12 protein-coding genes are annotated in these 12,746 nt (G+C 69.6%); 2 read left to right on the top strand and 10 right to left on the bottom strand.

The window, feature by feature from the left end; translation table 11 throughout:
- Positions 1-106: 106 nt before the first annotated feature.
- From ABZ382_RS24985 to ABZ382_RS24940, 10 genes are all read right to left on the bottom strand, one after another.
- Positions 107-910 carry an MBL fold metallo-hydrolase gene (locus tag ABZ382_RS24985; protein WP_357093168.1) on the bottom strand — a complete coding sequence of 268 codons (804 nt, stop codon included), beginning with the start codon at positions 908-910 and terminating at the stop codon, positions 107-109.
- A 46-nt stretch (positions 911-956) separates the two neighbouring features.
- Positions 957-1,736: a maleylpyruvate isomerase family mycothiol-dependent enzyme gene (locus ABZ382_RS24980; protein ID WP_357093165.1), complete on the bottom strand. Its 780-nt coding sequence runs from the start codon at positions 1,734-1,736 to the stop codon at positions 957-959.
- Between the two features lie 8 nt (positions 1,737-1,744).
- Positions 1,745-2,371, bottom strand: coding sequence for a TetR/AcrR family transcriptional regulator (locus ABZ382_RS24975; RefSeq protein WP_357093162.1), 627 nt, complete (start codon positions 2,369-2,371; stop codon positions 1,745-1,747).
- 96 nt (positions 2,372-2,467) lie between these two features.
- A complete protein-coding gene (locus ABZ382_RS24970) occupies positions 2,468-3,373 on the bottom strand; it encodes a LysR family transcriptional regulator (protein ID WP_357093159.1) in 906 nt (301 codons plus the stop codon).
- A 129-nt stretch (positions 3,374-3,502) separates the two neighbouring features.
- Positions 3,503-3,898, bottom strand: a complete 396-nt coding sequence (locus tag ABZ382_RS24965) for an ester cyclase (RefSeq protein WP_357093156.1) — start codon at positions 3,896-3,898, stop codon at positions 3,503-3,505.
- A gap of 100 nt (positions 3,899-3,998) precedes the next feature.
- Positions 3,999-5,030 carry a tRNA pseudouridine(55) synthase TruB gene (truB, locus tag ABZ382_RS24960; RefSeq protein WP_357093154.1) on the bottom strand — a complete coding sequence of 344 codons (1,032 nt, stop codon included), beginning with the start codon at positions 5,028-5,030 and terminating at the stop codon, positions 3,999-4,001.
- On the bottom strand, positions 5,030-5,704 hold the full coding sequence (gene npt / locus ABZ382_RS24955; RefSeq protein ID WP_357093401.1) for a 4'-phosphopantetheinyl transferase Npt: 675 nt from the start codon (positions 5,702-5,704) through the stop codon (positions 5,030-5,032). Before npt ends, truB begins: the two co-directional genes overlap by 1 nt.
- 150 nt (positions 5,705-5,854) lie before the next feature.
- Positions 5,855-6,811 carry a metallophosphoesterase gene (locus ABZ382_RS24950; RefSeq protein ID WP_357093151.1) on the bottom strand — a complete coding sequence of 319 codons (957 nt, stop codon included), beginning with the start codon at positions 6,809-6,811 and terminating at the stop codon, positions 5,855-5,857.
- 84 nt (positions 6,812-6,895) lie between these two features.
- Positions 6,896-9,250 carry an Ig-like domain repeat protein gene (locus ABZ382_RS24945; protein WP_357093148.1) on the bottom strand — a complete coding sequence of 785 codons (2,355 nt, stop codon included), beginning with the start codon at positions 9,248-9,250 and terminating at the stop codon, positions 6,896-6,898.
- A gap of 27 nt (positions 9,251-9,277) precedes the next feature.
- The gene (locus ABZ382_RS24940) at positions 9,278-10,960 is read right to left on the bottom strand and encodes an Hsp70 family protein (protein ID WP_357093145.1); all 1,683 of its coding nucleotides are present in this window, start codon (positions 10,958-10,960) and stop codon (positions 9,278-9,280) included.
- Between the two features lie 49 nt (positions 10,961-11,009).
- Here ABZ382_RS24940 and grpE point away from each other — a divergent pair, with 49 nt between their 5' ends.
- Together grpE and ABZ382_RS24930 are read left to right on the top strand one after the other, a co-directional pair.
- Positions 11,010-11,528: a nucleotide exchange factor GrpE gene (grpE, locus tag ABZ382_RS24935; protein ID WP_357093142.1), complete on the top strand. Its 519-nt coding sequence runs from the start codon at positions 11,010-11,012 to the stop codon at positions 11,526-11,528.
- Between the two features lie 72 nt (positions 11,529-11,600).
- Positions 11,601-12,746 carry a Rieske 2Fe-2S domain-containing protein gene (locus tag ABZ382_RS24930; RefSeq protein WP_357093139.1) on the top strand — a complete coding sequence of 382 codons (1,146 nt, stop codon included), beginning with the start codon at positions 11,601-11,603 and terminating at the stop codon, positions 12,744-12,746.

The raw sequence follows: 12,746 nt of genomic DNA, 5'->3' as shown, positions 1-12,746 counted from the left end.
GGAACCATACCGGCACGCCGTACCGACCTGGCTGGTCGGTGCGGCATGGCGAGGCGGCGTAGCGAATTCACGCCGCGTGCAGGGCGGTGACGGCCGACTGACACGGTCACTGATACGCGGCGGGCTCGAATTGGGCAAGCATGGCCTGCAGCGCGCGTTGATCCGGTCCGACGAAGGCCGGTGCGCCGGGGGCCGTCACCGCCATGTCGAAGAGGCGATCGTTCATGCCCAGGGCCGGGGGCAGGTGGGTGCTGTAGACGCCCGAGGGATCGAGTCGGCGGATGGGATCGACTGTGGACAGATACTTTTCGGTATCGACCAGGTGGATCCAGGGGCTGTCGACCGATGCCCACAGCAGTTGGGCCGGGTTCAGGTCGCCGAGGGCGCGAGCGTCGGCGGAGGTCGCCAGTTCGGCGGTGGGCAGGGGCGCGCCGAAGCAGTCGGAGCTGAAGAACGCGCCGGAACCGGTGTCGAAAACGCCTACGGTGGCCGGGTTGTCGAACAACGGCGGCCGGACGCCCGTCAGTCGGCGGTCGCCGACGTCGAGGTGCTCACCGGGGTTGAGGAAGTAGATGCGGTCCATGGGCATCTCCCACTCGCAGGACATGAGGCCCATTCCGATGAAGGTGGTGACCAGCCGGGCGTGCGGGGCGGCGTCGAGGAGCCGCCACAGGCCTCCGGTGTGATCGCGGTCCGGGTGGGTGAGCCAGATCCAGCGCACGTCGGCGGGATCGAGGACGCGAGCCAGGTCGGTGACGAAATCCTTTCCGGGGGTGCTCAATCCGGTGTCGATGACGACCGGTTCGGCGGCGTGCAGCACGTAGGCGTTGGCCGGGACGAAACCGAGGCCCGGCGCCTCGATGGCGTCGCTCAGCACCGTCACGTCGGGGGTGATCGAATGAATGTTCATGGCGACTCCTGAAGTGGTCGGATACGGCCTCGGTCTCGGGGAATGATCAGAACGGGACTTGGGTGCCGAGCGGAGCGTCGAGGGAGCCGCGGCCCGACAGGGCACGGCAGAACTCGATCGCGTCGAGTTCGAAGGCGTCGCCGCCGCCGGGCGACGACCAGTCGCCGCCGGCGGGTCCGGTGAGGGTGAGGCGGTACGGCTTGCCATGGCGGGCAGCCCATTCGCGCACCACGTCGTCGACGATGCGGCCGTCGTGGTCGGCGGTGAGGGCGAGCGGGCGGCCGGTCGCGCGGCTGAGGTCGATGCGGTGCATCCACGGGTCGCGGGTCAGAATGACGTCGATGAGGTAGCCGAGGGTCCAATGTTCGCGCTCGCCGTTGACCAGCTCGGTGCCGCCCATCGCGCGGCGGCGCAGGAATCCGGGCGTGCGGCGGCGGCCCGTGGCGGCCTTGGGGCCGATCCGGCGGAGGTCGGTCACCAGCTCCGCCGGTGTGCGCCGGCCGAATTCGCGGACCTGCAGGGCGGTGAGCGCGTCGACCATTTCGGCTTCCCCTCCCAGCCGTTTGTCGGCGATGCGCATCTGGCGGCGGCTCTCGAAGGGCGAGGAGGCCATGGCGGCCATTCCCACGATGTGCGAGACCAGTTGGCGCACGGTCCATTCCGTGCATTCGGTGGGCCGTTCCCAGTCGCCCGGGGCGAGAGCGGCGACCGCGTCGGCGACTCTGGCGTATTCGTCGGCCGCCAGACGCATCGCGTCCGGGCGGGCGATTCCGGGCTGCAGCGGCGTCTCGACGGCGCCGCGCACGGTGGTCTGGTTGTCACGCATGGCTTCCCCTAATGCGGTTCGGGCCCCAATGTTTCGGAGTCCGGCGGCAGGCCCACGCCGTCGGCCCACATCTCCACGGCCCGATCCAGCAGGCGGCGACGGGTGTCGCCGCCGGGATCATTGGCCAGCTGCTGATCCACCAGGCCACCGATGATGGCGAAGAGGATCTCCACGTCGTCGCGGTCCACGACCCCGGCCGACCCCAGCAGGTCGATCGCCTGCTGGACGGTCCGCACCGAGGGCGCGAACGCCTCCTCGGACGGTACGAAGCCGGGGATCGTGCGCTGATTCATCAGCTGGTAGCGGGCCAGGTCCGCCACCGAGAACTCGAAGAACGATCGCGCCATGGCCCGCACCCGGCCCCGCGGGGAGTCCGGCAGGCGCCGCAGCTCCCGCCCGGAGACCTCCTCGTACTCCAGCCAGGCCGAACCGAACATGGCGTCGTAGATGGCGTGCTTGGAGGCGAAATGGGTGTAGAGCGAGGGCGCGCGCATCCCGACCCGATCGGCCACGGCCCGCAGCGTGAGCTGTGCCAGCCCGTGCTCGCGGGCCACCGACCACGCGACATCGAGAATCTCCCGCCGAGTCGCCTCACGGCGTTCGGCTTTCCTATCGCGCGTAGTTTCGCCTAACACAGTTAGGAGTGTGATCCGGGTCACATCAGAAGTCAATAGCCGAACGACATGATCGGAGCTCGGCGGTGTCGAGACCGGTCGGAATCAGTCCGGCGCTCAGCCCTCCGAACGCTCCGAGGTGAGGCGCAGGCCACCGGCGAGCACGTCGGCCATGGTGTGCAGCAGAGGGTTTCGGGTGGCGGCCCGCCAGGCGGCGGCGTAGGTGATCATCAGCGGCCGCGGGTCCAGTGGACGCCACACCAGCCCGGGAACCGACGCGGTGCGCGACGAGCCGACCCCGATGGCTTCGGGGCGCAGGGGCAGCAGTTGCAGCATCTGCGCGTGACTCATGGCGCTGTCACTGAGCACGACCGACGCCCCGCGATCACGCAACTGGGCCAGCACCGAGTCGTGTACCTCGGGGGCGGCGTCGCGCGCGAACATGATGAGCTCGTGGCTGCCGATGCATTCGGCGGTCACCGAACACGCTGTGGCGAGCGGGTTTTCGCGCGACATGACGATGCCGAGTTCCTCGTCGGCGATCGGCGTGGACGTCAGGTGCTCGGCAAGTCGCACCGGTAGCCGCACCACGGCCAGATCGACCTGGTCGCGATCGAGCAGCCGCGCCTGATCGCCGCTCGTGCCGGTGGTGAGCACGACCCGCACTCCGGGTTGTCGCGCCTTCAACAGCGCCTCGATCCGGCCGGGCAGCCAGGCGGGCGCGCCGTTCACGATGCCGAGCCGGAACACCGCATTGCCCGGCTGGGCGACCGCGCGTGTCTGGCTCAGCGCGTTCTCGGCCGCCTCCAACACATTTCGCGCCGTCGCCAGCAGCACCTCGCCGGCGGCCGTCAACTCCACCCCGTGATTGCCGCGAATCAGCAGCGGCCCGCCGACCTCGCGCTCGACGGCGCGGATCTGCTGGCTGAGCGTCGGCGTGGAGATGAACAAGCGCTCGGCTGCCCGCCGAAAGTGCAGTTCCTCCGCCACCGCCACGAAGTACCGTAACTGCCGCAATTCCACCACTGAACTGTAGGCGGCGAGCCCCGTGAGCCGGTAGCGCGACAGACCGCGCCGACCGACAGACCACAAGGTCTGTACGGCGCGCGCTGGTCCACGACCGGGCCGCCCACGATCCCCGAGCGGCCCGGCTCACGCCCAGCCCGCGTGGGGTGCGGGCGCGGTGACGGTCGCCCAGCGTTCGGCGATGCGGCGGCCTTGGAAGCGCCAGAGGACGAAACCTTGGAAGGTCATGGGCTGACCGGTCGCCTTGTCGGTCCAGCGCCAGATATTGCGGCACATGACCTTGTCGCCCTCGGCGAGCATGTCGACCACGGTGACGTGCAGGCCCGGCAGCGACTCGTACATGCCGAGCATCATCTTCTCGTCACCGATCAGGTCGGTGGGTTTCCCGCCGGGACCGTCGTGATCGAGGAAATCGGGGGTCATATTGCGATGGATGACGGCGGCGTTGCGCCGGTTGACGAACTGCTCGAAATGATCCGCTACGAACTGCTTCATGGAATCGAGGGAGAGGTCGGTGGGCATGTTCGCCTCCTCTGCACGGCCGGACGACCCTTCCATGGTGCCGCCCGATCGCTCACGCCGGTAAGCGATTGGGCGGCAACAGGTCAGAGGTTGGGCAGTGTCAGAGGTTGGCCGGTCGGACGACCATGACGGAGGAGGCGCGTTTGCCGGACTCCTGGAGGAGGGCGATGGCGTGGCCGGCGGGGTCCAGGGCCGCGTAAACGCCTGGGATACCGACCGGTTCGAGCCAGCGGCCGTTGCGGAGGTCGTTCGCCTGGTCGTCGGTGATGTCGCGGACCGGGAAAGCGGTGAGGACCGCGGCGTCGATGTCCAGATTGAGAACCGGTTCTCCGGCCTCGGCGGCGGCCTCGACCTGGGCCAGCGTACGGGCGTGGTCGAGGGTGAAGGGGCCGACCGCGGTGCGACGCAGAGCCGTGAGATGGCCGCCCACACCCAGCTTTTCACCGAGGTCGCGGGCCAGGGCGCGAATATAGGTGCCCGAGGAGCAGTCCACGGCGACGTCGAGATCGACGAAATGGGTGTCGCCGGTGTCGATGTCGCGGCGGGCCAGGATTTCGAAGCGGCTGACGGTGACCGGGCGGGCCGCCAATTCCACCTCCTCGCCGGCGCGGGCACGGGCGTAGGCGCGCTCGCCGTTGACCTTGATGGCGCTGACGGTGGCGGGGACCTGCTGGATATCACCGGTCAATTCGGCTACGCGCGCGGCGATCTCGGCGTCGGCGAGGTGCCCGGCCGCCGTGGTCGCGGTGACCTCGCCCTCGGCGTCGTCGGTGATGGTGGACTGACCCAGGCGGATGGTGGCCGTGTACGACTTGGTGGTCAGGATGAGCTGGCCGAGCAGCTTGGTGGCGCGCTCCACGCCCAGCACCAGCACACCGGTGGCCATCGGGTCGAGGGTGCCCGCGTGACCGACCTTCTTGGTGCGCAACAGCCTTCGGCTCTTGGCGACCACGTCGTGACTGGTCCAGCCGCCCTCCTTGTCGACGATCAGCAGACCGCCGAAGGCATCCACCAACGGCGGCAGCTTCTCCCGCTTGGGACCGGGCTGGCCGCGACGCTTCGCACCGCCCCGGGCCGCCGGCGCGGCCTCACCGTTCTCCGCCGCGCCGACCACGATCGATTCCTCGCCCATCAGGCCGTCACGATCGCGGTGAGGATGAGGCCGTCGCTGACGACCCAGCGGCCGTCGAACGAGGTCAGCGGGGTGCCGCCGTCGGTGACGGGGCCGGGGATCAGAAGATCGCTGTGGAAGGTGCCCGCGCCGCCGCCGGCCGACTCCTCGTCCACGGTGAAGGTGATGTGGGCGTCCTCGAAGCCGAGCCACAGGCCGGTCAGGGGGAACCACGCCTTGTAGGTGGCCTCCTTGGCGCAGAACAGCAGCCGGTCCAGGTGCAGGCCGGTGCCGGGGAGCACGGCGGAGAGCCACTCGCGTTCGGGCTCGAGGCTGACCGAATCCAGGACCCCGTCGGGCAGCTGACCGTGCGGTTCGGCGTCGATCCCGATCGAGCGGAAACGGAGCTTGTGGCCCAGAGCCGCGGCGCGATAGCCGTCGCAATGGGTGAGGCTGCCGACGATGCCGCGCGGGAACACCGGTTCGCCGGTGCCGCCCTTGCCGATGGCGACGGCGGGCTCACCCAGCTGGGTCAGGGCCTGGCGGGCGCAATAGCGGGCACCGATGAAATCACGGCGGCGCTTCTCGACCGCGCGAGCGATCAGATGCTCCTCGCCGGGATGCGGTTTCAGATCCTCCGGGTAGGCCGTCAGCTCGGCCGCCGCGACCCCGCTCGGGAGAATTCTGCCGAGTATGCGCGCCGACTCCGTCGCCGCGACTGCCCGCTCCTCGATGACCCGCCTCCTGCTCGCTTCCACCAACTGCCGCATCGAGCCTACCGGGCAGGCCGGTCACCGACCGCTTCGCGCGGACCTCCGCGACCCGGCCCGGCAGGCCGCGACGGATCAGACCAGGCCGCGACGGCGCTCGGCCTGCTCCTTCATCTTCACCGCGGCCGCCTGCATCTCCGGGGTGATCTTGAAGTGGCCGCCCCACTCGTTGAGGGTGTCGCCGTAGTCGGGGACCGGCAGGATCTGACGCAGCAGCTTGTCGGGCAGGCCGCGGCGCTGCCACTCGCGCGGGTAGCCGAGCGACACCTCCTCGAAGCGGACGCCGTCGTACCAGGTGGTGCGCGGAATGTGGAGGTGGCCGTAGACGGCGCAGACCACGTTGTAGCTGGTGTGCCAGTCCGCGGTCAGGTCGGTGCCGCACCACAGGGAGAACTCCGGGTACCACATCATGTCGACCGGCTTGCGCAGCAACGGGAAGTGGTTGATCAGGACCAGCGGCGTGTCCGTGGGCAGCGCGTCGAGGCGGCGCTGGGTGTACTGGACGCGGGCGTGACACCAGGCGTCGCGCGTCAGGTACGGCTCGGCCGACAGCAGGAACTCGTCGGTCGCCACCACATTGCGGTCGCGGGCGATGGCCAGGCCCTCGGCCTTGGTCTTGGCGCCCTCCGGCAGCCACGAGTAGTCGTAGAGCATGAACAGCGGGGCCAGGGTGACCGCGCCGCCGAACTCCTCCGCGCCCGCGCCCTCCCACACCGGGAACGGGTCCTCCGGGGTGACGACGTCCAGATCGCGGCACAGCGACACCAGGTAGTCGTAGCGGGCCGCGCCGTGCATCTGCACGGGATCCTTTGCGGTGGTCCACAATTCGTGATTGCCGGGCACCCAGATGACCTTGGCGAAGCGGCCGCGCAACGTCTGCAGGGCCCAGCGGATGTCATCGGTCTTCTCGCCGACGTCACCGGCCAGGATCAGCCAGTCCTCGGGGGAATCCGCGTGGATCGCCTCGACCACCGGCTTGTTGCCCTGATGACCGACATGGATGTCGCTCACCGCCATCAACTTCGGAATCACCCGGTTCCGCCTTCCTGTTCACGACCGTCCTGGCAGCAACCATCCCGGCCTCCACCAGATTCCCATGCGCGGGAGAAACCGACGTCACCGCACCCAGCGAAGGCGAGCCGCGGCACCGAATCCGGCCGCGACGGTGAGGGTTCCGGACGGCTCCCGGCGACACGACGCCACCGCCACATGGCAGGGGCGCGGGATCTCGGCGGGAATGCGGACGCCGCCCTCGATCTCGTAGCGCATATTGGTGACCTTCCAGCGCTGCGCCTGAGGATCGTCGGGGGTGATGGGCGGGGCGTCGGCGCGGGCCACCACCATGACCTCGGTGATACCGGTCGGCCACTGGAAGACCAGCAGGCCATTGCGCTCGGCGAGGCCGCGCACGGTCGGCAGGCCGGTGGGATCGGGACCCGCGGCGGTGGGCGTGCCGGCCCCGGCGGTCCGGTCCGAGCGGGTCATGTCCGAGGCTCGTCCCGAGATGGAGGCGACCACGCCGTACACCGGTACCGGTCCGGCGGGCGCGCCGCCGTCCTCCATCGCGACGCCGCGGGTGCGGCCGACCACGCGCCAGGAACCGTCCGCGAGCAGCCGGGTGATGCGGTACTCGGCCTGATCGGTGGTGGACGGGGTCCAGGTAATGACGACCGTGCCGTCCGGTTTGCGGCTGACGGTGACGTGTTCGGGCGCGGCGACGCGGAGTTCGGCCAGGGCCGCGCGGGCCTCGGCGTGGTCGGCGCAGACCTCGAGGACTTCGCGCACCGCCTGCATGCGCAGGCCGGGATCGGCGGGGAGGGCCTCGAATAGGCGGCCCGCCTCGACCACGGCGGCCCGCGCCCGGCCGATCAGCAGTTCCCGGCTCGCGCCGCGCGGATCCGGATTCGCGACATCGGCGGCTCGCCGGTCCAGGAAGTCCAGGTGCTCGGCCAGCGCCTCCACGAATCGCCGCCCCGCACAGCAGGACACGGCGGCCCGCCAGTGCACGACCGCCTCGGCGAGCACCCGCTCGACGTCCTCCCCCACCGCGCGCACCGAACGCGCGGCCGCCGCGTCATCGCCGACCAGTCGCCGGGCGTCGGCGATGAAAGCCGCCGCCTCCTTGGGCTTTCCGGCCCGCAGCGAGGCCCGCGCCGCCCGCAACGCGGCCTCCCACGGCCGCCCCGACTGGTTCGTGTCGTCGTAGGGCCTCCGCTGCCAGTGCTCGGGCTCCGGAGCTCGCGAGGAGTCCGCGCCGCCGCGCAGCGGCACGCCACCGCCCGAGGGCCCTTGCCCGCCGGCGGTTCCGGCCGCGCCGCCCGCCGATGCCGTGGCACCCGAGCTCGGATCACCGTGTGCCCCAGTGTTTCCCGCCGAGGGCTCGCCCGACGCGCCGCGACCGGACGTCGGCGTCGAGTGGGCCGACGATGTCGCGGGGTTGCCGGACTGCGCCGCACCCGCGGTTCGAGGCGGGGACGCGAGGTGCTCGCGGCCCTCGACGGTGGTGCCGAGTTCATCGGCGAGGCCGATGAGGATGCGTTCGGCGTTGGCACGGTCGAGACCGCCGGCGATGGCCACGCCCAGCAGGTAGTCGAAATCCGGTGCGACCAGGAGGTCTTCGACGAGCACAGCCGCGCGGACCTGCGGGCGCAGCTGGTCGGTGACGGTCTCGGTGATGGTCAGCAGGTAGGCGTCGACCAGCGGGCCGCCCGGCTCGAGCAGGTCGCCGATGTGGATGAGGAGTTCGTCGAGGACCACGCGCAGGCGGCCGGGCGGGAGCTCGCGGGTGCGGGCGCGCAGGGCCTCGGCGCGCAGGCGGATCTCGTTGCTGCGGTGGGCCGCCGAGAAGTCCATGTCGAGCAGCGACAGCAGGGTGGGCACCGGGTCACCGGCGAGGAGCCGCTCGTATTCGGCCAGCAGCGACCGGATCTGGCGGCGACGCTCGGTACTCAGCGCGGGCGCGGCCGGGGGCGGCGGCGCGGCGGGGGCCTCGTCGATGATGCGGTGGCGGCGCACCCGGGCGGCGACCTCGGCGACCGTCAGCCCACCCAGGCGGCCGATGTCCTCGAGGCCCGCGATCTTCCCGGCGGGAATGCCGTGGTGCCGCTGGATCAGCCGCTCGATGGCGGCATCGAGCATCTCGTAGCGTTCGGCGTCACGACGGTCGCGCAACTGCTTGACCCGGTCGGCCTCGATCAGCCGGGAACCGGTGTGCAGCAGCGGCTCGGACAGTTCCTGATGCGCCTCGACCAGCAACCCGGCCAGCACCCGGAACTTGGGGTGGTCGCGCAGCTTCTGCCACAGCGCCCACACCTGCTCGACGCGCGCGGCGACGTCGGCGTCACTCAGCCGGGACGCGTCGGTGAGCGGAATGTCGTACAGCTCGAAGGCATCCGACTCCGCGAGGCCGCCGCGGCGTTCGACGGCGGCGAGGACGCGTTTGCGATAGTCATTGGGATCGAAGGCGTGCATGGCTTTTCGTCGGACAGCGTATACCGGTCAGGAATTGCGGCGGCGGGTGCGCTGCAGCTGATCCAGCTCGCGCTCCACATCCGCCTGCGACAGGGTGGCCCCGGTCTGCACCGACAAGGTCAGCGGCAGATCGGCGTCCACATGGTAGGCCGTCACGTGCAGTACACCGTCGAATCCCATCTCGAAGGTCACCCGGACTTCACTACCCTCCGGATACCCCGGCGGAATATCGCGAATCCTGCCCTCCACCAGCACCTTTGTGTCCTCGGGCCGGGTCGAGGCGGCCTGCCCCTGCTGCTCGACGATGGTCAGCTCGATCTGCTCCTGGTTCGCGCGCACCGTGCCGTAGGAGCGCCGCACCTTGATCGGCAGCGTCTGGTTGCGGTGCACCAGCCAGCTCGCCGCCAGCCCGTTGAACGGATCCAGCGCCAGCACCCCGAACCCGCGCGACACCACGGTGTCGACCTGGATCTCGATCATGCGGCGCACCAGGCTCACCGGCTGGCCGAAGGACGCTGCCACCCGCACCAGCGAGCCCTCCAGGTCGCCGGGATCGGCGTCACCGAGCGGCGCTCCGTCGCGGAGCCGCCCGCGGGTCAGCAGGTCCGCGGCCACCAGCCGCTCCATCTCCAGCTTCTCGCCGTACAGCGCGGCGCCGCGGGCCACCGACAGGTCGGGGTCGCGCAGTTCGCCGGTGAGCCCGAATTCCTTCTGTAGCTGTTCGGCCACCATCGGCATGCGCGAGGAGCCGCCGACCAGCAGCAGCCGGTCCACCTGCCGCACCCCGCGCTTCTCGGCGGCGGCCAGCACGGCTTTGGTCAGGTCCAGGGTGCGCCGCATGAGCGAGGCGGTCAGCGATTCCAGATCGGAGCGGGTCAGCGGGATCACCGCCCGCGCGCCGTCGTGCGCGATCACCACCTCGGTGGCCTCGGCGGTGGTGAGCTCCTGTTTGGCCTGTTCGGCGGCCAGCACCAGCAGCTGGGAGCCGACCGAATCGTCCAGGGGGTCTTCGGCATCCGGGTTGGCCGCGCAGAACTGCTGCGACAGGTACAGCGCCAGCCGCTCGTCCCAGTCGGCGCCGCCGAGCTGATGGTCACCTTCCACCGCGAGCACCGAGATGCGGCGGTCGGCCAGTTCGATGACGGTGGCGTCGAAGGTGCCGCCGCCGAGGTCGTAGACCAGCACGGTCTCGCGCGTGGGTTCCTTGCCGAGGTCGATACCGCCGTCCAGGCGCCCGAATCCGTAGGACAGCGCGGCCGCGATCGGCTCCGAGAGCACACCCGCCACATCGAATCCGGCGTAGGTTCCGGCCTGGATGGTGGCGCGGCGCTCCTCGTCACCGAAGTAGGCGGGCACCGTGATGACCGCACGCCGCACCGGTTCACCACCGGAGAACTCGGCATCGGCGGCAAGGCTTTTCAGGATGAGCGCCGACACCGCGGGCGCGGACCACAGCTGCCCGTGCGCGCCGAACCGCCACTCGGCGTCGCCCATGCGGCGCTTCACCAGGGTGCACACATTGTCGGGGTCGAGCCGGGCCTGCCGGCGCGCGCCTTCGCCGACCACATGGTCGGTCGCGGAGGCGAACAGCACAACGGAGGGAACGGTCGGTTCCCCCTTCAATCCGACCAAGACCTGCGGCCGGCCATCTGCGTCAATTGCCGCAATTGCCGAATTCGTTGTGCCCAGATCGATTCCATAGACCCCCATGGCGGCGATGGTAGCAGTCACCGGCGACAGCTGGGTTTATCGTTCGTGCATGACCGATCCAGCCCCGGCGGCCACGATCCCCCTGGCGCCCCCAGCGACCGCGGAGGAGTCCGCCCCGACTCTCGACCGCATCACCGAACGCATCGACGACCTCGCCCGGGTCATCGCGCGTCAGGCTGCCACCATCGAGCGACTAGCCGACGCCGCCAAACTGAAGATCCGCGACGAGCGCGCCGAGGCCGACGCGCCACTGCTGCGCGATCTGTTCGCCCTGCACGGGCTGGCGCAGACCTTCGTGTCCACCTCGAATTCGGAACCGGACCGGCAGGGCTTCGAGGCCATCAATCGCCGGGTCGAGCGCATGCTGGCCGAGCGCGGCGGCGAGCTGGTGACGCCGTTCCGGGGCACGGCGTTCGATCCGGAGACCATGGAGGCCGCCGAGATCGTCGGCACCGACGACCGGGAGGCGGACAAGACCGTGGAGTCGGTCATCCAGCCCGGCCTGACCATAGGGGATCGCTCGATCCGGCCCGCGAAAGTGGTTGTGCGGCGGTATCGAGGGGCCTGATTCCGGACCAAAACTGACACGTGTTCTAGTAGGCTGCGAAGTGCACGGACTGATCGATCGCGGAGGACGCAGATGAGTCAGCACTATCGCAGCATCGATGTCGGCGAACCGATGACGCGGTTCGCCCGGGGGTGGCATTGCCTCGGGCTCGCCGAGAGCTTCCGGGACGGACAGCCACACTCGGTCAACGCCTTCGGCACCAAACTGGTGATCTGGTCCGACAGCAAAGGCGAATTGCACGCCCTCGACGGCTACTGCCGGCACATGGGCGCGGACCTCGCCTACGGCAGCGTCAAGGACGACAATATCGCCTGCCCCTTCCACGATTGGCGGTGGCGCGGCGACGGCAAATGCGCCGCCATTCCCTATGCGCGGCGCGTTCCGCCGTTGGCGCGCACCCGGTCCTGGACCACCTGCGAGGAGAACGGCCAGTTCTTCGTGTGGAACGACCCGGAGGGCAATCCCCCGCCGCCCGAGGTCGCCATTCCGCACATCGAGGGCATCGAGACCGACCAGTGGAGCGACTGGGACTGGAACTCACTGCTCATCGAGGGCGCGCACTGCCGCGAGATCATCGACAACAACGTCGACATGGCGCACTTCTTCTACATTCACTTCGCGTACCCCGTGTACTTCAAGAACGTGTTCGAAGGGCATGTGGCGACCCAGTTCCTGCACTCCAAGGGCCGGCCGGACATTCACGCCAAGTCCAACTATTCGCAGGAAATGTCGCTGCTGCGTTCGGAGGCCTCCTATTTCGGGCCGTCGTACATGATCAACTACCTGCACAACGACTTCGGTGACAACACCGTCGAGGTGGCGCTCATCAACTGCCACTACCCGGTTACCCACAACTCGTTCATGTTGCAGTGGGGCGTGAGCGTGCAGCGCATCCAGGGGCTGCCGCCGGAGAAATCCGAGAAACTCGCCAAGGCCTTCGGCAAGAGCTTCGGTGTCGGATTCCTCCAGGACGTCGAGATCTGGAAACACAAGACCCGCATCGACAATCCGCTGCTCACCCAGGAAGACGGGCCGGTCTACCAGCATCGCCGCTGGTACGAGCAGTTCTACGTCGACGTCGCCGACATCAAGCCGGAAATGACGGCCCGCTTCGAATACGAAGTCGACACCACCCACGCCAACGAGAACTGGCAGGCCGAGGTCGCGCAGAACCTCGAGAAGCAGGCCGCCGCCCAGGCGAACGGCGCCGCGGACTAG

This window comes from Nocardia sp. NPDC005825, from assembly GCF_040630175.1.
Classification (GTDB): domain Bacteria; phylum Actinomycetota; class Actinomycetes; order Mycobacteriales; family Mycobacteriaceae; genus Nocardia.
The sequence above is the reverse complement of the archived record's forward strand: the minus strand, read 5'-3'. Positions and strand labels throughout refer to the sequence as shown.